General features: G+C 64.4%; 11 protein-coding genes. 3 read left to right on the top strand and 8 right to left on the bottom strand.

What is annotated here, in order from left to right:
- Positions 1 to 18: 18 nt before the first annotated feature.
- Positions 19 to 3,390 (top strand): error-prone DNA polymerase, encoded by a 3,372-nt coding sequence (locus tag PBR20603_RS20985; protein ID WP_150561389.1) that lies wholly within the window; start codon positions 19 to 21, stop codon positions 3,388 to 3,390.
- 294 nt (positions 3,391 to 3,684) lie between these two features.
- Here PBR20603_RS20985 and PBR20603_RS20995 read toward each other — a convergent pair whose 3' ends face one another.
- The 6 genes from PBR20603_RS20995 to PBR20603_RS21020 all read right to left on the bottom strand — a co-directional run bounded on the left by PBR20603_RS20995 (position 3,685) and on the right by PBR20603_RS21020 (position 12,567).
- A complete protein-coding gene (locus PBR20603_RS20995) occupies positions 3,685 to 5,055 on the bottom strand; it encodes a nucleobase:cation symporter-2 family protein (RefSeq protein WP_150561390.1) in 1,371 nt (456 codons plus the stop codon).
- A 577-nt stretch (positions 5,056 to 5,632) separates the two neighbouring features.
- Positions 5,633 to 7,132, bottom strand: coding sequence for an HDOD domain-containing protein (locus tag PBR20603_RS21000; RefSeq protein ID WP_150561391.1), 1,500 nt, complete (start codon positions 7,130 to 7,132; stop codon positions 5,633 to 5,635).
- 18 nt (positions 7,133 to 7,150) lie between these two features.
- Positions 7,151 to 8,923 carry a putative bifunctional diguanylate cyclase/phosphodiesterase gene (locus PBR20603_RS21005; RefSeq protein ID WP_174978005.1) on the bottom strand — a complete coding sequence of 591 codons (1,773 nt, stop codon included), beginning with the start codon at positions 8,921 to 8,923 and terminating at the stop codon, positions 7,151 to 7,153.
- A gap of 470 nt (positions 8,924 to 9,393) precedes the next feature.
- Positions 9,394 to 10,122, bottom strand: coding sequence for a cysteate racemase (cuyB, locus tag PBR20603_RS21010; protein ID WP_150561393.1), 729 nt, complete (start codon positions 10,120 to 10,122; stop codon positions 9,394 to 9,396).
- An 87-nt stretch (positions 10,123 to 10,209) separates the two neighbouring features.
- Positions 10,210 to 11,112: a transporter substrate-binding domain-containing protein gene (locus PBR20603_RS21015; protein WP_150561394.1), complete on the bottom strand. Its 903-nt coding sequence runs from the start codon at positions 11,110 to 11,112 to the stop codon at positions 10,210 to 10,212.
- A 198-nt stretch (positions 11,113 to 11,310) separates the two neighbouring features.
- Entirely contained in the window at positions 11,311 to 12,567 is a 1,257-nt protein-coding gene (locus PBR20603_RS21020; protein ID WP_150561395.1) for a D-amino acid dehydrogenase, read from the bottom strand.
- 221 nt (positions 12,568 to 12,788) lie between these two features.
- Here PBR20603_RS21020 and PBR20603_RS21025 point away from each other — a divergent pair, with 221 nt between their 5' ends.
- Entirely contained in the window at positions 12,789 to 13,748 is a 960-nt protein-coding gene (locus PBR20603_RS21025; RefSeq protein ID WP_150561396.1) for a LysR family transcriptional regulator, read from the top strand.
- Positions 13,749 to 13,763: 15 nt separating this feature from the next.
- Here the strand turns inward: PBR20603_RS21025 and PBR20603_RS21030 are convergent, their stop codons facing one another.
- Together PBR20603_RS21030 and dbpA are read right to left on the bottom strand one after the other, a co-directional pair.
- Positions 13,764 to 14,375, bottom strand: a complete 612-nt coding sequence (locus PBR20603_RS21030) for a hypothetical protein (protein ID WP_150561397.1) — start codon at positions 14,373 to 14,375, stop codon at positions 13,764 to 13,766.
- Positions 14,376 to 14,430: 55 nt separating this feature from the next.
- The gene (dbpA, locus tag PBR20603_RS21035) at positions 14,431 to 15,843 is read right to left on the bottom strand and encodes an ATP-dependent RNA helicase DbpA (RefSeq protein ID WP_150561398.1); all 1,413 of its coding nucleotides are present in this window, start codon (positions 15,841 to 15,843) and stop codon (positions 14,431 to 14,433) included.
- A 129-nt stretch (positions 15,844 to 15,972) separates the two neighbouring features.
- Between dbpA and PBR20603_RS21040 the strand changes: the two genes are divergently transcribed.
- Positions 15,973 to 21,033 (top strand): NAD-glutamate dehydrogenase, encoded by a 5,061-nt coding sequence (locus tag PBR20603_RS21040; RefSeq protein WP_150561399.1) that lies wholly within the window; start codon positions 15,973 to 15,975, stop codon positions 21,031 to 21,033.
- Positions 21,034 to 21,092: the final 59 nt, after the last annotated feature.

Genomic DNA, 21,092 nt, shown 5'->3' on the forward strand with positions numbered 1-21,092 from the left:
TCCACGGGCCCCTGTCTTATGAATGTCGACGATTTCCTGCCATGGCAAGGCCCGACCGAAGGGCTGGCCGCCAACGACGAGAGTGCCGATCCGGCGGAGCCTGCGGACCCGCGTGCGGCCGACGACGGCAGCCTGCCCGCGTATGCCGAACTGCACTGTCTGTCGAACTTTTCGTTTCAGCGCGGGGCGTCGCATCCGGAGGAACTGATCGCACGAGCGGCGCATCTGGGCTACACCGCGCTGGCGATTACCGACGAGTGCTCGCTTGCTGGTGTCGTTCGCGCACTGGCCGAAGTGATGAAACACCCGTCGGTGTCGTTGATCGTGGGCTGCGAATTTCGTCTGACGCCAGAGCCAGCGTTCTCGCGGGCACCGCATGAGCGTTCTGCGCATCAGGCGCAGACGCCGCTACCCGGCATCGACACAGACACCCTGGCGCCGAGCGCGCCGGGCACTGTGCATCTGGTCGCGCTGGCGCAGCATCGCGAAGGCTACGGCAATCTCTCCGAGATGATTACGCTCGGTCGCATGCGCGGCCCGAAGCGCAGTTATCGGCTGCATGCACGAGACTTCAGTGCACCGGCCTCCGCGCAGGCACATTTGCGGGGGCTGCCGGGCTGTCTGATGATTCTTGTGCCGGACGCCGACGCGAGTCCCGAGTGCACGCTGGCGCAAACCCGCTGGGCGGCGCAAACCTTTGGCGAAGGGCGAGTGTGGCTGGCGCTGGAGCGCCGTCACCGTGCCGACGACGAAGCGCATCTGGCCCGTCTGCGTGCGATCTCCGCCGAGTGCGGCGTGCCGCTCGTCGCCACCGGTCATGTCCTCATGCATGTGCGCTCGCGCAAGCCGTTGCAGGACACGCTGACCGCCATCGGGTTGGGCAAGCCGGTGCAGGCGTGCGGGCTGGCGCTTGCCGCCAATGCAGAGCAGCATCTGCGCACGCGGCTGCGGCTCGCGTGGCTTTATCCCCCCGATACGCTGGCTGAGACGGTGGCGATCGCCTCGCGGTGTCATTTCGATCTGCGAAGTCTGCGTTACGAGTATCCGGAGGAGCTGGTGCCTGCCGGTCACACGCCGGTGACGTATCTGCGTCAGGAAGTCGAGGCGGGCGCGAAGCGGCGTTACCCGGCGGGTTTGCCGCTGAAGGTGCGCAAGCTCATCGAGGACGAACTGGCGCTCATCGGCGATCTCGAGTATGAGCCGTATTTCCTGACGGTCTACGACATTGTGCGTTACGCCCGCAGCCAGAACATTCTGTGTCAGGGGCGCGGGTCGGCGGCGAATTCGGCGGTGTGCTATTGCCTTGGCATCACGGCGGTCAACCCCGACGAAGTGCAGTTGCTGTTCGGACGTTTTCTGTCGAAGGAGCGCAACGAGCCGCCCGACATCGACGTGGACTTCGAGCATCAGCGGCGCGAGGAGGTGATCCAGTACATCTACAAGAAGTACGGCACCGACCGGGCGGCGCTTGCCGCGACGGTGATTTCGTATCGCATGCGCAGTGCCGTGCGCGACACGGGCCGGGCGCTCGGCATCGATTTGTCGATCGTCGAGCAGGTCGCGCAGAGCCAGCAATGGTGGGATGGCCGCGAAAATCTGCTCGCACGCATGGCTGCGCAGGGACTATCGCCCGAGGCGCCGACCACACGGTTATGGGCCGATCTGGTGGCGCGGCTGATTGGCTTTCCCCGGCATCTGTCGCAACACGTAGGCGGTTTCGTGATTTCGCGCGACAGGCTCTCGCGGCTCGTGCCGATTGCCCCGGCGGCGATGGAGGATCGCTACGTCATTCAATGGGACAAGGACGATATCGAAACGCTCAAGCTCCTCAAGGTCGATGTGTTGGCGCTCGGCATGCTGAGCGCATTGCGCCGTACGCTCGATCTGCTTGGCGAATGGCGCGGTGCGCCGATGGAACTCGCCGACATTCCGCGAGACGATCCGGCAACGTACGGCATGATTCGCCGCGCAGACACCGTTGGCGTGTTCCAGATCGAGTCGCGCGCGCAGATGAGCATGTTGCCGCGTCTGAAGCCGGACAAGTTCTACGATCTGGTGATCGAAGTGGCGATTGTGCGGCCCGGGCCGATTCAGGGCGGCATGGTGCATCCGTATCTGCGTCGCAAGCAGGGCAAGGAGGATGTGATTTATCCGCGGGAGGAGATCAAAGCTGCGCTCGAGCGCACGCTAGGCGTGCCGATCTTTCAGGAGCAGGTGATGCAGATCGCGATGATCGCCGCCGATTTCACACCGGGAGATGCCGATCAGTTGCGCCGGTCGATGGCGGCATGGAAGCGCAAGGGCGGGTTGGAGAAATTCCAGACCCGCATCATCAGCGGAATGCTGAAGAACGGTTATCCGCGCGAGTTTGCCGAGGCGATCTGCCGGCAGATCGAGGGCTTCGGCGAATATGGTTTTCCCGAGAGTCATGCGGCGAGCTTCGCACTGCTCGCTTACGCGAGTGCGTGGCTCAAGTGCCATGCACCGGAGATGTTCCTGTGCGGGTTGCTCAACAGTTTGCCGATGGGATTCTATTCGGCGTCGCAGTTGGTGCAGGATGCGCGGCGGCATCGTGTCGAGGTGCGTGCGATCGACGTTTGCGTGAGCGATGTCGAGTCGCGTCCCGAGGCGCGGATCGGGCGGTATGGCAATGCCCGCAGGCCAGCGGTGCGGCTGGGGCTGTCGTTGGTCAGGGGCTTGTCTGACGAAGGTGCGCGCGCGATCGAGCGCGCGCGCCGGCAGCGGCCGTTCACCGATATCGACGATCTGACGGCACGCGCCGCATTGTCGCGGCGCGATCTCGATGCGCTTGCCGCTGCCGATGCGCTATCGGCATTGCTGGGCAGCCGGCGTCAGGCGCGCTGGACGGTTGCCGCATGGCAGCCGCCCACGCCGCTGCTGGGCGCGACAGCGTTGCGCGACGCGGTGCCGGGCAGCCGCGATGAGCAGGTGACATTGCCACCGATGCCCGAGGGGCAGGACATCGTGGCCGATTACGCGAGCACGGGGCTGACGCTGCGTCGTCACCCATTGCTGCTGTTGCGGGAGAAGCTCACGAGAATGCGGGTGCGAACGGCAAAGGAGTTGCTCGCCGAGGGGGTGCACGGGCGCCGGGTACGCACGGCAGGCATCGTGACGGGACGGCAGCGGCCGGGCACGGCCAATGGCACCGTCTTCGTGTCGCTGGAAGACGAGACGGGCGTCATCAACGTGATCGTCTGGCCCGATCTGGTCGAGACGCAGCGCAAGGCATTGCTGGCGTCGTCCTTGTTGGGCGTGGAGGGGGTTTGGCAACGCGAAGAACGGGTGACTCATCTGGTCGCCCATCGCCTGGTCGATCTCTCGCCGATGCTGGGCGAACTCGCGATCCCGAGTCGGAACTTTCACTGAGACGATTTCGATGGGATGGTGTGTCTTCGGCCCCCGGTCATGCGTAGCATGCCAATCTGCTGAAGATCGACGCAGGCCGATCATGACCCGGCAAGTACCGCTCGCAACACGCGGTGAGATTCTCGCGCAGGAGTGGCTGGGCCTGATGGGAATTTCGAGATCGCACGCGCCAGCATGGCCGACGTATTGCGCGAGATCCAGCGTCGCGCACGGGATATGCACGCGTCGGCGTGATCGTAGCCGCACAGCCCGTCAGCCGGACGATTGACACGCCGGCCGACGCACCGCCGCCGCTCAATGTGCGGCGTCTGCCTGTTTGCCGGCCTCTTGCGCAAGAGCGCTCGCTTCTTCCTCGCTGCGCAAACCGTTGAAGTGTGCGTTGAGCAGCACTGCGCTGATCGATGCAAGCAGAATGCCGCTGTGGAAGAACGGGGCAAGCGCGTGCGGCAGCTTCATGAAGAACTTGTCCGACGCCACCGGAATCATCCCCACGCCAATGCTGATCGCAATGATGTACAGGTTGTAGCGATTCTTCGAGAGATCCACCGTCGAGAGAATTTTCACCCCCGTGGCCGTGACCATGCCGAACATCACGATGCCGGCGCCGCCCAACACGAACTGCGGCACCGACGCCACCACGTGCGCCACCTTCGGAAACATGCCCAGCACGATCAGGATCAGGCCACCCATCGCACACACCCAGCGGCTCTTGACGCCGGTCACGCCCACCAGCCCCACGTTCTGCGAGAACGAGGTGTACGGGAACGTGTTGAAGATGCCGCCGATCATCGTGCCCAGCCCGTCGACACGCAAACCGCGCACCAGCGTCTTCTGATCGACGGGACGGCCGACGATGTCGCCCACCGCGAGGAACATGCCGGTCGACTCGATGAAGGTCACGAGCATGACCAGCGTCATCGTCGCGATGGCAATCGGATCGAAGCGCGGTGCGCCGAAATGGAACGGCATGATGAGGCCGAACCAGGGGGCTTCAGATACGCCCGCGAACGACACTTTGCCCAGGGCAATCGCCACGATCGTGCCGAACAGAATGCCCAGCAGCACCGCGATGTTGGAGAAAAAGCCGCGCACGTACTTGGTGATGAACAGAATGCACAGCAGTACCGCGAACGACACCCCCAGATAGAGCGGGTTGCCGTAGTCGGGATTACCGAAGCCGCCCGCCGCCCAGTTGATGCCCACGCCCATGAGCGAGATGCCGATCACCGTGATGACCGTTCCCGTGACGACCGGCGGGAAGAGGCGCAGCAGTTTCCCGATATATGGCGCAATCAGAATGCCGATCAGGCCGGCTGCGATGGTCGCGCCATAGATATCTAGCAGCCCGAGATCGGGATTCGTACCGATGGCGATCATCGGCGTGACAGCGGTAAACGTCACCCCCATCATGATCGGCAGACGCAGGCCGAAGATCCAGATGCCGAGTGTCTGAATCAAGGTGGCGATACCGCAGGCAAACAGATCTGCGTTGATCAGAAAGGCGATCTGATCGACCGACATCTTGAGCGCGCCGCCGACGATCAGCGGTACCGCAACCGCCCCCGCATACATCACCAGCACGTGTTGCAATCCCAGCGTGAACAACTTGGGGAGCGGCAGGCGCTCGTCGACCGGATGCACCGGTAAAGCAGCAGATTGCGTCATGTCTTCTCCTGATCCGACGGTACGATTTGATTTACATGGCGAAGCCGAGCGTAAATTTTTTACCGGGGCGCAGCGAGTGCAGTCAAAAAGCCGCCGGGCTGGCGGCCTGCTCACCGCGAGCGGCGACCGACATGCCGCGATGGCGGAAAACTGCGGTATCGCTACATGTTACGCCCGCTCGAGCGGGCGCGGCCGACTGCCGGGAAAGCCTTATGCCATATAGGGTAGAGGCCGCGGGGAGTCATTCGTGAGACGTCGCGGGCAGAGATCGGCTACGTTCGAATCGTCCAGTGTTTGGCGGTTGATGCCGGGCATCCGCCCTGGCTCATATCGAATCCGCAATACTAAAGATTGCGTTTGACGTATGAATCTCGGAGACACGCGAGCGCCGTCGCGTGCGCGAATGAAGGCGCTTGTCATGGCGCAAGCGCGAGGACGAGAGCGACGCAAGCCGGCCGGAGAACGCCGGGAACGTGCCGTCTGCGAAAAGCGGGGGGAGGGCGCGAGGGCCGGTGGAACGAGGGGGGGATTCATCGCCCAGCCGCCGGAGGTCAGCGGCCGGCCGACGCGTCACGACTCAGCGACCGCCAGTCGTACCCGTCGGCCGACGGGCGAGCGAATCGCCGGTATTGCCCGTGCTGGCGTTTTGCTGCGCCACGCTCTCGAGCTTGCTGGAGATCTCTTCGCCCATGTAGTGCAGGAACTCCATTTCCTTGGCGCCGATGCCGCCCGCGCACAGTGCGCCGCCCCAGTCGCCGTAGAGCAGCGCCACGGTCTGATTGCGCTGGCGAACCGGCAACAGGAAGAACGATTTCACGTTCGAGAAGTGCTGGCGGTGCCACATCGGAATACGCGGCACGATGCGCGGCTCGCGGGCATTGTCGATCAGAATCGCCCGGCCGTTGGTCAGTGCCAGATGGAAGACGTCGGGCTCGAAGGCCTCGGGGAACGTCAGACCCAGCAGCGGCTGCACGTCGCGTCCGATGCCGAAGCGCATCTCGAAGACCTTGCCCGCGGGCGCGCGTACGAAGGCCGCGCAATTGACGAAGCCCAACGACTGCAGGATCGCCTCGAGTGTCAGATTGAGCAGGCCCACGGCATCGGTCTCGCCGGTGGCGGCGCGCACTTCCGAGAGGCCGTCAGCCAGACGCCGCGCCGAGTCCAGCGGTTTGCCCGCTGGCGGCTGACGCGTGTTCGAGGCGCCGGTGCTGATCGCAATGAATTCCTGATGGCTCGTGTCGCGCGCCATCTCTTCACCCACGGAAACCACTTCGCCGATATCCAGGGCCAGACGGTCGGCGTAACGCTCCGCCAGCTCGGCCAGACGCGCCGGGTCCGCTCCGCGCGTGAGTTCCGTCACCATCTCGTTGGACATATTCGCCACAGCGCATAGCCAGTCGGCGTGCGAGAGCGGGGCGTCGCCTTCCAGATCGATCGGGCGCATGCTCGTCGCAATCGATTCCGGCAGGCCCCACTTGCGGGCTGCGGCTTCCGCCAGTTCGGGGAACGAGATGCCCAGTACCTGTTCGCAGGCGTCGCTGTCGCTGATGCCTTGTCCGGTGGCGATAGTCTGGATCTCTGCCCACTCGTTCGGGAAGCAATAGGTCACCAGCAGTCGTGCTACGTGATGCAACAACGTGCACACGACGGCTTCTTCCCCATCGCGGATGCCATTCTTCGATGTGATGTCGCGCGCGAAGGCACCGGCCAGCGTGGCGCGGGCCAACTCGCGAGCCATGTCGTCACGACGGGCAGCGACCTCACCGAAACCCTCGAGCAGCTTCAGGCTAAGGGCGAGGTGCCCGATCGTATCGACGCCCAGAATCATGATCGCGCGCGAGACCGTCGTCACGTTGCAGCCGAATGGCGCATACATGGCCGAGTTGGCCAGGCGGATCACTTTCTGGGTGAGGGCGAAGTCCGAGAGCACCGACGACGCCAGGTCGGCCGTGCTCGTGTTCTCGCTTTGCATGGCAGACACGATGCCCGTGACCGAGCGTTGCAGCGACGGGAAGTCGCCGCGCTCGGCCATGCGCTGCCACAGTAATTCGAGCGTTTTTTCTTTGGTCAGGCTCATGGTAGCGGGGATGTCCGGTCAGTGGCCGGCATCCACATTGAGACGCCCGCTCGCAAAGGCCGCCTCGAGTTCTCCCGCAGGCAGGGCTTTCGATACCAGCCAGCCCTGGATGGAATGGCAGCCGCGATCAATCAGCATCTGCCGTTGTTCTTCCGTCTCTACCCCTTCGGCGATAGCCGACAGACCCAGCTCGCGCGCCAGTCCCAGGACAGCCGTCACAATCGTACGGTCGTTCGGTGACGTGGGCATGTCTTTCACGAAGCTGCGGTCGATCTTCAGTGCGGAGAGCGGGAACCGCTTGAGGTATCCCAGGCTCGAGTAACCCGCGCCGAAATCGTCGACGGCGAAACGCACGCCCAGCGTCTGCAACTCGCGCAGGACCAGATTGGCCTGCTCCGGGTCGCGCATGAGCACGCTCTCGGTAATTTCGAGCACCAGCCGGTGACCTTCCACACCCGAGTCGGCAATGGCTTGCCACACGAGGCTGGGGAACGACGGATGGTGAAATTGCTGCGCCGAGACGTTGACCGACATGTACAGCCCGTCGAGCCGGGTGCGATCCCAGCGCGCGAGTTGCATGCATGCGGCACGCAATGCCCAACCGCCCAGCAGGTTGATCAGGCCATTGGCTTCGGCCAGCGGAATGAATTCGGCCGGCGAGACCGGACCGAGCGCCGGGTGCCAGCGCATGAGCGCCTCGACACCTTTGACGTTCAGCGAAATCGGGTCGCAGATCGGTTGGTAGTGCAAGCTGAATTCGCCGTTGTGAATCGCCTCGAACATGGCCGATTCCAACGAGAACGCCTTGCGGTGCAGGTCGCCCAGATCGTCCGTGTAGACGAACAGACCGTTGCGGCCACGATCCTTGGCGCAGTACATGGCGGCGTCGGCATGCTTGATGAGCAAGCCGGCCGAGTCGCCATGTTGCGGAAAAAACGACACGCCGATGCTCGTCGTGAGGTGCAGCAACTGGTCGCCGACCTGGAACGGTTGCTGCACGGCAGAGAGCAGACGCTTCATGATCCCGCCGAGCGCCTGTTCGTTGTCGCAGCCCGGCAGTATCAGCACGAACTCGTCGCCGCCCATGCGCGCGGCCATATCCGTATCGCGAATCTGCGCGATCAGACGTTGGCCCGCGTCGCGCAGGAGTTGATCGCCCACATCGTGCCCGAGCGAATCGTTGACCTTCTTGAAGCCGTCAAGATCGAGCAAGGCGACGGCGAAGTTCGGGCCGCCTTCACGGGCGTGCTGAATGGCCTCGACAATGCATTGCTGGATGTACTGACGATTGCCCAGCCCGGTCACGGCGTCGCGCACGGCCAGATCGGACAGCCGCGCTTCGTTTTCCTTGAAGGCGGTGATGTCTTCGCCATGCACGATGAACGACGCGTTCGTACCGGAGATGCGGGGCGTGTATTGGGCAATGCGCAGACGCATCCAGACACGGTCGGTCAGACCGCGCAGCAGGCGTACCGTGCACTGCTGGGGACCGAGTGTCTGGGCGGCGGAGAAGGCATCCTGCAGCATCGCAACATCTTCGATGCCGGTCAGCTCGAAGAGCGTGGCGTGGTCGAGGTACTCACGCGAATACTCGAGCAGGCGCAGGGAGGCTTCGGCAATGAAAAGGAAGCGGCCGTCGGCCGCAACGTGCGCCGAGAGTCCGCCAGTCAGCTCGACCAGCGCCCGGGACAATGCCGGTGCCGGCGCCGCGGGGCTACCCTCGGCGAGTGCCGATGCCACGGTCGAAGGTTCGACCAAAGGCACACCGGCTGGGAGTCGATCTGAACTCATTGTTGTTGTCTGTGCATGCATCACGTCGAGCGCGCCGCCGCTCATGTGCTTCCCCGTTCAGGCAAACGCGCTCATGGCCGGACCTTGATCCGGCAGGTGTCCGATGGATTGTGGGCCATTATAGCTAAAGACGCCAGCGATTTTGGTAGCCGCAATCCTCGTTTCATGCCGCTTTCCACAGGTTTTTCCCTGTGGGTTTTTTTCTGACAGGACAATCGGGTTTTTTCCTGCACGGCCGTTGGCGTTTGGTCGATATCTCGCCGAAAACGCCCGCCATCCGGACCTTCTGCACACCAGTACACCGCCTGGCGCGATTCTCCTGCGAGCGTCAGTCTACCCAAGCGTGGGGCACTTGAGGGGGAGGCAATCGTGGATTTTTATCGTTGCGACGCAACATCGCCACCGTCGCGGCATTGCCTGGCGGTGGCGTGTCGTTCGGGCGCCTGAGTTGATGACCGGCGCCGGCCGGTTCAAACGTGGGACGGGGCCTCGTGGGCGAGCGACCACGCGATGCATGCGCGGGCGAGCGCTGCGGAGGCGTCCAGACCGAAGCGCGCCAGCGGGGTTTCGCATGTGGCGAGAGCCACCGGGATTTCCGTGCAACCGAGAATGACACGTTGTGCGCCGGCAGCGAGCAGTGGCTCCATCGCCATGGCGAGCGCTTCGCCACCGCGACGAGCGTCGCCGGCCTTCGTGAGCCGGATCCCCTCGTTCACGAGCGCCTGGTGCGCGAGCGGTTCGGCCGCCTGAACAAAACGGTAGCCCAGGGCTTCGAGTCGCGGCCGGTAGACGTTGGCGTGGTGCGTGCCTTCGGTGGCCATCAGGCCGATGAGCGCCCCGGGGGCGACGCAGGTGGACAACTCGCCGGCGACCGCCTCGACCACATCGAGCACCGGCAGCCGGGTGCGGTGACGCAGCGCGTCGAGCCAGGCGTGGGCGGTGTTGCAGGCAATGGCAATGCAGCCAACGCCGGATTGTTCGAGCGCGTGCACGCCGTCGAGCATGCCGTCGAGCGGGGAGGCACCATCGCGCAGCAGGGCTTCGGTGCGATCGGGAATCTGGGGAACCGAGTACAGAATGAACGGGATGTGATCCTGATCGCGGTTGGCCTGATGTTGATCGACGATCTTGCGGCAAAGATCGATGCCGGCGGCGGGGCCCATGCCGCCGAGGATGCCGAGCGTGGCGTGCGAGTTCATGATGATGGCAATCAGGGGGACAGCGGAAAACCGGGTCGCGAGCGGTGCGGGGACCGAAGCCCCCGCACAACGAACGGTCCGTCAGGATCAGTCGTAAGCCTTGGTGATCGGATCCTTGAACATGGCGCGCATTTCAGGCGTCATCGGGTAGTTCATGTTTTGGTTCTTCGGCGGAACCGGTTGCGTGAACCACTTGTTGTACAGCTTCTCCATTTCGCCGGATTTTTCCATGTCGGCGATGACCGTGTTCACGACCTTGGTGAACGCCGGGTCATCCTTACGCAGCATGCACGCATAGTTTTCGAACTGGAGGTTCGGGCCGACGACTTCATAGCCCTTGGCTTCATCGGCCGGCAGTGCGGCGCGCTGACCGTACAGCAGCGGCTCGTCCATCACGAAGGCCACGGCACGGCCTTGTTTGACGGTCAGGAAGCCATCCGAGTGTTCCTTCGTCTGGATCAGGTTGAAGCCGATCTCACCCTTCTTGCCCGACAGAATGCGGTCGGCCGTCGTGCCGGCGGTCGTCGCGATGGTCTTGCCCTTCAGGCTGTTCAGGTCGGTGATGCCCGAGCCCGACTTGGCGATCATCTTGATCGAGTACAGGAAGATGTTGTGCGAGAAGCCCACTTGCTTCGCACGCTCGAACGTGTGCGTGGTCGAGCCGCACTCCAGATCGATCGTGCCGTTCTGCATCAGCGCGATACGGTTCTGCGACGTGATCGGCGTTTCCGTCACTTTCAGGTTCGGCAGATTCAGGTCTTTCTTGACGGCGTCAACGATCTTGAGCGCGATTTCCTGCGAGTAGCCGATCGTCTTGCCGGCGTTGTCCGTGTACGAGAACGGAATCGACGACTCGCGCACCCCGAGAGCGATCACGCCGGTGTCCTTGATCTTCTTGAGCGTGCCCGTCAGTTCCTGTGCACTCGCGGTGTGCGCGAACAGGGCGGCAGCAGCGCTGACGAGCAGCAGGGGAGCAAACAGCTTCTTCATGGTCTCTGTCCTATCGGAAGTGGTGGCACGGTGGTCCGCGCCGTTGGAATGTCAAACGCCAAAAACACTGATACAACCTGACACGTGCTCCCGACGATCCCCGTGGGAGTGATGCCCTGAAATCCCGCGTCCTGCCTCGTCCTGCCTGATCGTCAAGGCATTCGACCCGGCGGGTCCGCTATGGTCGGCCACCGGGGTTCACCCGGCCAGCCGGGCAAACCCTGCCAGATCGACCGCGGGACGCTTGCCGTCGATGGCGTCGGCAATCACGCGCGCCGCGCCCATCGACAAAGTGAAACCCAATCCGCCGTGGCCGACGTTCAGCCACAGATTGCCCAGCTTGTCTGCGCGTCCGAGGATCGGACGGCCGTGCGGCGTAGCCGGGCGCATGCCGGTCCACTCCAGCGGGGCATGTGCGCCACTCAGTGCGGGGAACAACCCCGCCGAGAGGGTGCGCAGTGCGTCGATACGATGCGCGGCGATGCGATAGTCGTAACCCACCAGATCGGCAATGCCTGCCACGCGCAGATGCTCGCCGAGGCTGGCGTAGACGACCTTGTTGTCGGCGTCCGTCACTGACACTTGCGGTCGTGCGTCGACCGGGGCGTCGCGATACGTCAGGCTGTATCCCTTGAGCGGATACAGCGACACCGGCTCGCCGACCGTGCGCAGCAGCGGCATGGCCGCCAGCCCGTTGGCAACGACAACGGCATCGACCGTCACATCGCCCGTGCGGGTGCGAATCGCCTGCACGGCGCCGCCACGCACCTCGAATCCGGTCACTTCCCGGTCAAACAAGAGCGTGCCGCCGGGGTGCGCGCCGACAAGCCGCGCCAGTTCCTTGCACAGCAACTGGCAATCGCCGGTGCCTTCGCCCGGCGTGTGAATGCCGCCCGCCAACTCGCCTGCGATCTTGCCCAGTGCGGGCTCCAGGGTCGCGCATGTCGTGGCGTCGACACGCCGTTGCGTGTAACCGAGACCGTTGGCCAGTTCCAGTGAGCGCTCGGCGGCGGCAAGTTTGGATGCATCGCGATACACCACGAGCTTGCCGCTCAGGCGGTAGTCGAACGACACCGATTCCTTCGCCAGAAATTCCAGCATCACCTCGCGGCTATGCAGGCCAAGCGAGAGCAGGCGCAACGTGGAGCTGGCGTTGGCCTGCGCGTTGCAGTGTTTGACGAACTCGATCGACCAGCGCCAGAAGTCCGGATCGAACGACGGTTTGATGCGTAGCGGCCCTGTGCGCGAGAACAGCAGCGAGGGCAGTTGCGAGAGTACGCCCGGCGCGGCGAGCGGCGACACATAGCCGTAGCTCAACTGGCCGCCGTTGGCGAAACTCGTGCCAAGACCCGGACCGTGTCCGGCGTCGATGACGGTGACCTCGTGGCCGGCGCGAAGCAACTGATACGCGCTGGCGAGGCCGACGATGCCCGCCCCGATGACTCCAATATGCATGACGATGAATAACAACGAAAAACGCTAAAGAATGCAAGGCGGGAAAATATTCCGGGCGGGAGGACGGGGGCCTCGCGGCGGCTTTCTACACAACCTTTGCTACGCAGTGTAGAGCGAGAAAATTCGGTAACCTATGCGGATTTGAGGCAGCATATGTCTTTTGGCTATAGGGTCGGCCTCGCTGCCGATCAGGTGTCTGGAACAGGGGGACGACGTCGGGCATGAAATTGCGGCATATCGAGACGTTTCGCGCGGTGGTGTTGACCGGATCGGCCAGCGGCGCGGCGCAATTGCTGAACGTATCGCAACCCGTCGTCTCGCGCGTGCTGCAACACGCCGAGCAGCAACTGGGCTTCAAGTTGTTCGACCGGATCAAGGGCCGGCTCGTGCCGACAGCCGAAGCCCGCCGTCTGTATCCCGATGTCGAGCGCATCTTCAGCGATCTTGAACGGCTGCGCACCACCTCGCGCAATTTGCGCCAGCATGGTGTGGGCCATCTGCGCATTGCGGCAACGCCGAGTCTTGCACAGAGCCTCTTGCCCGCCGCCATCGAGCGCATGCGTCGCGCGCATCCGGACGTCGTCTTCGAGCTGATCACCCATCACACGACCGAGACGATTACCGCGATCCTCACGTCGTCGGTCGACGTCGGCATCGTCTCGGCGCCGCCGATGGCGGCGGGCATCGTGAGCCGTCCGGTGGCGCAGGGGCATATCGTGCTGGCCGTGCCGGCGTCATGGCCGAAGCTCTCCCGCCGGGGCCCGGCAAGTGCCGATGCGCTCGCCGGGCGCGATCTCATCAAGCTGCACGACGACACGCCGCTTGGCGCGCTGATCAACGAGCGTCTGGATCAGACAGCGTTATTGCAGGATGCCGAACTGATGGTGCAGACGTATTCCCTTGCGGCGGCGCTCGTCGAACATGGTCTGGGCTATGCGCTGCTCGACCAGTTCACGGCAGCGAGTGCGCATGTGCAGACGCAGCGACTCTACCGGGTAGCCCCGGCCATCGAATTTCCGGTCGAGATGCTGCGCCCCGCGCACCAGCCGGAATCGGTGCTGGCGGACACACTGCGGCGGCATCTGTCGGATGTCGCGAGCGAACTCAGCGAGCGGGCCGAGGCGTTGTGCGAGGGGAGAGAGATCGTTCTGACCCCGGGCGAGGGGGACGACGAGGCATGAGTCTGCCGGGCGGGCTCAGCGGCAGCTCGGCTCGCTTTTCACTTCAAAGTAGGTAAACGGCTGCGCCTGGAGCTTGTCGGCGAGCGAAGGATAGTTCGCCTGCACAAAGCGCCGGGCGCCCGCCATGTCGAATTCGGTGCGCAGCCAGATCTTGCCGTCGTGGCTATCGAGCATCAGCGTACCCGCGTAGATCACGTCACCGCGGCGGACCTGAACCGTCGGCACCTTGCGACCCTTGCAGTAGCGGAAGCGATAGCTGTTGTCGGCCGGGATGAATTCCATCGGTCCGAAGCGCTCGTTGCGCATGAGCGGCGAGACGCGCATGGCCACGAAGCCGCGTGTGGGCGGATTGCTGTTCAGGGTGCGCGTGACCTTGCCGCCGACGATGCCGTTGACCGTCTGAGAGAAGTCCGAGTAGTTCCACGGACCCCACGTGCTCTGCAGCGGCGTGTCGAGGCCGACGATGACGATGGCGTATTCGTCGAGGGTGTCTTCGGTGAGGGCGGGGTTGGGCGGTACGCCCTTCGTGCTGCAGGCCGCGAGCCAGCCGACGGCCAGGGCCGTCAGCGCCGAGCGCCGCGCGAGACATGCGACTGGAGAGAACCACAGGGTAAGCGGTGACCTCATTGCAGCCTCCTTGTCGCGTGCAGCGCTCAGGGGACGGTCCGGATGATGGCGGACGTTAATCCTGCAGGAATCTTACCTTGACCTTGCGGCCCTTGACGCGGCCATCCGCCAGCTTGCGCAGTGCCGTCGGCGCGATGTCGCGATCCACAGCAATATACGTGAAGTTCTCCAGCACGTTGATCTTGCCGATCTGGGTGGCGGCAAAACCGGCTTCCCCGGTGAGTGCGCCGAGCACGTCGCCCGGACGGATCTTGTCCTTCTTGCCGCCCAGCATCTGGAGCGTGACCATTGGCGGCAGCAGGTGCCCGTTGCCCGAGGGGGTGAGTTCGGAGAGCTTGTGCCACGGCACTTCGTGACCTAGCGCGGCCTCGATGTTGCCCACGCGGCCCATCTCGTTCATGCTCGCCAGACTGAACGCCCAGCCGTCTTCGTCGGCGCGGCCCGTGCGGCCGATGCGGTGGACATACACCTCGGGGTCAGGCGTTACGTCGACGTTGATCACCGCTTCGAGCTGCGCGATGTCCAGCCCGCGCGCGGCCACATCGGTGGCCACCAGCACGGAGCAACTGCGGTTGGCGAACTGGATCAGGACCAGATCGCGCTCGCGCTGCTCGAGATCACCGTGCAGCATCAGGGCGTGAAAGCCCTCGGCGCGCAGCACGTCGGTCAGGTCGCGGCATTGCGCCCGGGTATTGCAGAACGCGATGGTGCTGACCGGCCGGAAGTGATCGAGCAGTTGACCCACGGCGTGCAGGCGTTCGTTCTCGCTCACTTCATAAAAGCGCTGGCGAATCTTGCTGGCGTCGTGCTTTTCTTCCAGACGAATCTCACGCGGCGTGCGCAGCAGGCGCTGTGCGAGCTTGCCGATGCCCTCCGGATAGGTGGCGGAGAAGAGCAGCGTCTGGCGCGAGGCGGGCGTTTGACGGGCGACCGTGGCGATGTCGTCGAAAAAGCCCATGTCGAGCATGCGATCGGCTTCATCGAGCACCAGCGTCTTGACGTTGGCGAGCGAGAGCGTGCCGCGGTCCAGGTGGTCCATGATGCGTCCCGGCGTGCCGACGATCACGTGTGCGCCGTGGGCGAGGCTTTCCGCCTGCGGGCGCAGGGGCGAGCCGCCGCACAGCGTGAGCACCTTGATATTGTCTTCGGCGCGCGCGATGCGCCGGACTTCCTGCGCGACTTGTTCGGCAAGTTCGCGGGTGGGGCAGAGGACGGCGGCCTGAACCGCGAAATCGCGGGCATCGACACGCTGGAGCACGCCGAGCGAGAAGGCGGCGGTCTTGCCGCTGCCGGTCTTGGCCTGCGCGATGATGTCGTGACCGGCGAGGATGTCGGGCAAGGACGCCTGCTGGATGGGCGTCATCGAGACGTAACCGAGCCGTGCCAGGTTCTCCTGCATGGCGGGCGTGAGCGGCAGGCTCGAGAAGGGGGCGCTGTCGTTGCGCGATTCGGTGGCTTTTGAGTTCATGCGCAATTATACCGGTCGGGTCGGGCCAGTTGCCGCCGCGTCAGGGTTCGCGCCGTTGCCAGCCCGGGGCCGCCGGGCGTAGCATGGCTTTGCCTGTCGATGTCTCGTCCATTCCAGCTGAGGTTGCCCATGCCCGCGAATCCGGAAGAGAAAGTCCGCCAGCACATGGCGGAAGTCGTCACGATGGCCCGGGAGCGCGCGCCAGAGCTGGCTGCGCTGTTCGAGCCCTTCGTGCGGCATTACTACGGTCTGGCCGATGCCGATGACGTTGTTTCGCGCAGTATCGCCGATCTTTATGGCGCGGCGATGGCGCACTGGCAACTTGGCCAGAAGTTCGTCTCCGGCGAGCCGCGCATTCGCATCTATAACCCCACACTCGATCAGCACGGCTGGCATTGCAGTCATACCGTCATCGAGATCGTCAACGACGACATGCCGTTTCTCGTCGATTCGGTGACGATGGAAATCAACCGGCAAGGGCTGGCCCTGCATTCCGCCTTCCATCCGGTCTACCGCATCAAGCGCGATGCGGCGGGCAGGCGTCTTGCCGTAGCGCCGGGGGGCGGCCTCGTGCGACCGGCGCCTTCGGACGAGGGGGCTGCGCCGAATGCCGGGAGCGACGTGGGGGCGCTACTGGCGTCCGGGACGGCCAGCGCGGCCGGTGAGGCGGGGGCGGGCGCACAGAACGGCGGCGGCAGTATCGCTGACGGCTGCCGTTTCGAATCGTATATCCACATCGAAGTCGACCGTTTTTCCGAGCCCGAGCGCATTCAGGCGCTGGCGGACGGTCTGCAGCGCGTGCTTGGCGATGTACGGGCCGCTGTCGAGGACTGGCGTGCGATGCAGGTGGCCGCTCACGCGGCGATCGAAGCGCTCGCGCAACGCGCCGCGCAGAAGGGCGTGAGCCCGCAGGATAGGGCGGAGATCGACGAGGCGCAGGCATTTCTCGACTGGTTGCTTGCCCGTCACTTCACGTTCCTCGGCTATCGCGACTATGAACTGGTCGAGCGCGATGGCGAGCATTACCTGCAAGGCGTGGTGGGCACCGGTCTGGGCGTGCTTCGCGAGGCTCGCCGCGATGCCGGCACACCCGACATCACCCGGCTGTCGCCCGGCGCCATCCGCATCGTTCAGGAGCGTGCGCCGATCTTTCTGACGAAGGCGAATTCGCGGGCCAGTGTGCATCGTCCCGGCTATCTCGATTACGTGGGCGTCAAGCGCTTCGACGCGCAGGGGCGGGTGTGCGGTGAGCGTCGCTTCCTGGGGCTCTACACATCGACCGTGTATATGGTGCCGGCCGACGAAATACCGCTCGTGCGACGCAAGGTCGCCGAGGTGATCGGGCGCACCGGCTTCCTGCCGAACGGGCATCTCGCCAAGACGCTTGCCACGATCCTCGAACAATATCCTCGCGACGAACTCTTTCAGATCGATGTCGATCCCCTGGCCGACATCGCGCTGGGCATTCTGCGATTGCAGGAGCGCCAGCGCACGCGCCTGTTCGTGCGACGCGACCGTTTCGAGCGCTTCGTGTCGTGTCTGGTGTTCGTGCCGCGCGAGAAGTTCAATACGGATCTGCGCGTGCGCGTGCAGAACCTGTTGCTCTCGGCTTACCACGGCACGGGCGTGGAGTTCACGCCGCAGCTCTCAGAGTCGATGCTCGCGCGCATTCACATTACCGTGCGCACCGAGCCGGGACATGTGCCGGACGTCGATGTCAACGAGCTCGAAGCACGCATTGTCGAGACGACCCGCCGCTGGCAGGACGATTTGTCTGACGCATTGCGCGAACAACTGGGCGAAGAGCGCGGCACGCGCGCACTGCGACGGTATATGCAGGCGTTTCCCGCCGGGTACCGCGAGGACTACGCCGCGCGCGTGGCGGTGCGCGACGTCGAGCTGATCGAGCCGCTGCTCAATGCTGCGCCGGCAGCGCAAGCCGGTGCCGCTGGTGCCGCTGGTGCCGCTGGCGCAACGCCGCTGGCCATGCAGCTCTATCGGCCGCTGGAGGCCCCGTCCGGTACGTTGCGCTTCAAGATCTATCAGGCGGGGGAACCCATCGCGCTCTCGCGCAGCCTGCCGATGCTCGAGCACCTCGGGGTGCGGGTGAACGACGAGCGTCCCTATCGGATCGAGCCGGCCGATACGGGGGCCGTCTGGATGCATGACTTCGGCATGACGAGTCTGGACGGTGCGGATGTCGATCTGGAGCACGCCCGCGCGCGCTTCGAAGACGCTTTTGCGCGTATCTGGGCGGGCGATGTCGAGAACGATGATCTCAACCGTCTGGTGTTGCAAGCCGGGCTGACGTGGCGAGAAGTGCGCATTCTGCGCGCCTACGCGAAGTACATCCGTCAGGTCGGTTCGACATTCAGCAATGCTTACATCGAGAGTGCGCTGACCGGGAATCCGTCGATTGCGGGCATGCTCGTGCGCCTCTTCCTTGCCCGCTTCGATCCGGCGCTGAGTGAGCAGACTCGCACATCGCAGGCGGAGCGGCTGCGTGCGCAGATTCACGCGGCGCTCGAAGACGTTCCCAATCTCGACGAGGACCGTATTCTGCGCCAATTCCTTGGCGTGCTCGAAGCGACGTTGCGCACCAATTACTTCCAGACGGGCAAGGATGGTGTGACGCAAAAAACCTACCTGTCGTTCAAGTTCGATCCCTCGAAGGTGCCGGGCTTGCCCGAGCCGAAGCCGATGTTCGAGATCTGGGTGTATTCGCCGCGCGTGGAGGGCGTGCATTTGCGTGGCGGACGCGTGGCGCGTGGCGGCCTGCGCTGGTCGGATCGTCGCGAAGATTTCCGTACCGAGGTGTTGGGCCTGGTCAAGGCACAGATGGTGAAGAACACTGTCATCGTGCCGGTCGGCTCGAAGGGCGGCTTCGTGGTGAAGCAGCCGCCATCGCCGGGGGATCGGGACGCTTATCTGGCCGAGGGCGTGGCGTGTTACCAGACGTTCCTGCGCGGCCTGCTGGATTTGACCGACAACTATGTCGACGGCCAACTGGTGCCGCCGCCGCAAACTGTGCGTATCGACGGCGACGATCCGTATCTTGTCGTGGCCGCCGACAAGGGCACGGCCACCTTTTCCGATTACGCCAATGCCATTTCGGCGGAGTACGGCTTCTGGCTTGGCGATGCCTTCGCGTCGGGCGGCTCGGTCGGATACGACCATAAGAAGATGGCGATCACGGCGCGCGGCGCGTGGGAGTCGGTGAAGCGCCACTTCAGTGAGATGGGCGTCGACACCCAGACGCAGGATTTCACGGTGGTCGGTATCGGCGACATGTCGGGCGACGTCTTCGGCAACGGCATGTTGCTCTCGAAGCACATCCGGCTCGTGGCGGCGTTCGATCATCGGCACGTCTTCCTCGACCCGAACCCCGATGCAGCGACATCCTTCGCCGAGCGTGAGCGCATGTTCCAACTGCCGCGCTCCAGTTGGGCCGACTACGACACCCGTCTCATCTCAGCGGGCGGCGGAGTGTTCCCGCGCACGGCCAAGGCCATCGCGCTCTCGCCGCAGGTGCGCGAGCTGATCGGCACCGAGGCCACCGAGATGCCGCCGACCGACCTGTTGCGCGCACTGTTGAAGGCACCGGTCGATCTGCTTTACAACGGCGGCATCGGCACGTATGTGAAAGCGAGCACCGAGACACACGCGCAAGTGGGGGATCGCGCTAACGACGCGTTACGTGTCAACGGCGCAGAGCTGCGTTGCAAGGTCGTGGCCGAGGGCGGCAATCTTGGGCTGACGCAGCTCGGGCGCATCGAGTACGCACAGCATGGCGGACGCATCAACACCGATGCCATCGATAACTCGGCGGGTGTCGACTGTTCCGATCACGAGGTCAACATCAAGATTCTGCTGGGTCTGGTGGTGACGGACGGCGAAATGACGCTCAAGCAGCGCAATACGTTGCTCGCGGAAATGACCGAAGAGGTCGGCACGCTCGTGCTGAGGGACAACTATCTGCAGACACAGGCATTGTCGCTGGGGCGGTTGCGCGCGGCGGCGGCGCTCGACGACGATGCGCGCTTCATGCGGTATCTGGAGCGGGCGCAGCGGCTGGTGCGGGCCATCGAGTTTCTGCCTGACGACGAGGCGCTCGACGCGCGTCGCGCAGCGGGCGCAGGGCTCACATCGCCGGAACGCGCGGTGCTCATGGCGTACAGCAAGATGTGGCTCTACGACGTGCTGCTCGAGAGCGATCTGCCCGATGCCGACTTCGTGGCAGAAGAGCTGCCATCGTACTTCCCGACACCGCTTGCGAGCCGATGCGGGGCGGCAATGTCGCGTCATCCGCTCAAACGGGAGATTCTCGCCACGATGCATGCCAATGCGCTCGTCAATCGGGCGGGCGTGACGTTCGTGCACCGGTTGAGCGAGGAAACCGGGGCCGAACCGGTCGACGTCGTGCGGGCGAGTCTCGCGGCGCGCGGCGCCTATGGCCTCGACGCGCTATGGCGAGAGGTCGATGCGCTCGATGCGCGGGTCTCGCACGAGACACAGGCGTCGCTCTTTGCGGCCATTGCGCAGTGGCACGAGCAGGCGACGTTGTGGTTCCTGCGCCGGCGTCTGGCCGATGTGCCGCAGACGGTCGAGCGGCTTCGCGGTGTACTCGATCCGATTCTGCCGACGCTTGACACGCTGGTGAGCGGCGAGGCGGCCGATACCGCCCGTGCCAAATGCCAGGCGATGATCGACGCAGGCGTGCCGTCGTCGCTCGCCCAAACGGCGGCGGGCATCGGCGCGCGGGTGGCATTGCTCGACATTGCCGAGGTAGCCAGCACCAGCGGGCGCGAACCGGCGCTTGCTGCGCAGGTGTATTTCGCCCTCGATGCGCCGCTTGGCTACGGCTGGTTGCAGACCGGCGTGCTGGGCTTGCCGATGCAGACGCACTGGCAAAGGCTCGCGCGTGCCACGTTGCTCGAGGAGTTGTCGGTGCTGCGCAGGCGTCTGACGGCCAGTGTGCTCGACGGCGGCGAGCGGGCCGATGGAGATGCTCGCAGCGTTGACATCGCTGACCAAAGTCCGGCTGGCAGGCTCGTTGCCGGGTGGCAGCGCGCGCATGCCGAGGCATTGGCGCGGTATCACCGCGTGCTTGCCGATCAGGTGGCGGTGGGCAGCGCCGATCTCGCCATGCTCTCGGTGAGTCTGAAGGCGTTGGCGGAGGTTGGGCGCTGAGGCTTGGCGGATGAGACGGGGTGAGGTGTTGTGGACTCACCGGTGCGCGAAGCATTCCT

It is taken from the genome of Pandoraea bronchicola (assembly GCF_902459805.1).
GTDB lineage: Bacteria > Pseudomonadota > Gammaproteobacteria > Burkholderiales > Burkholderiaceae > Pandoraea > Pandoraea bronchicola.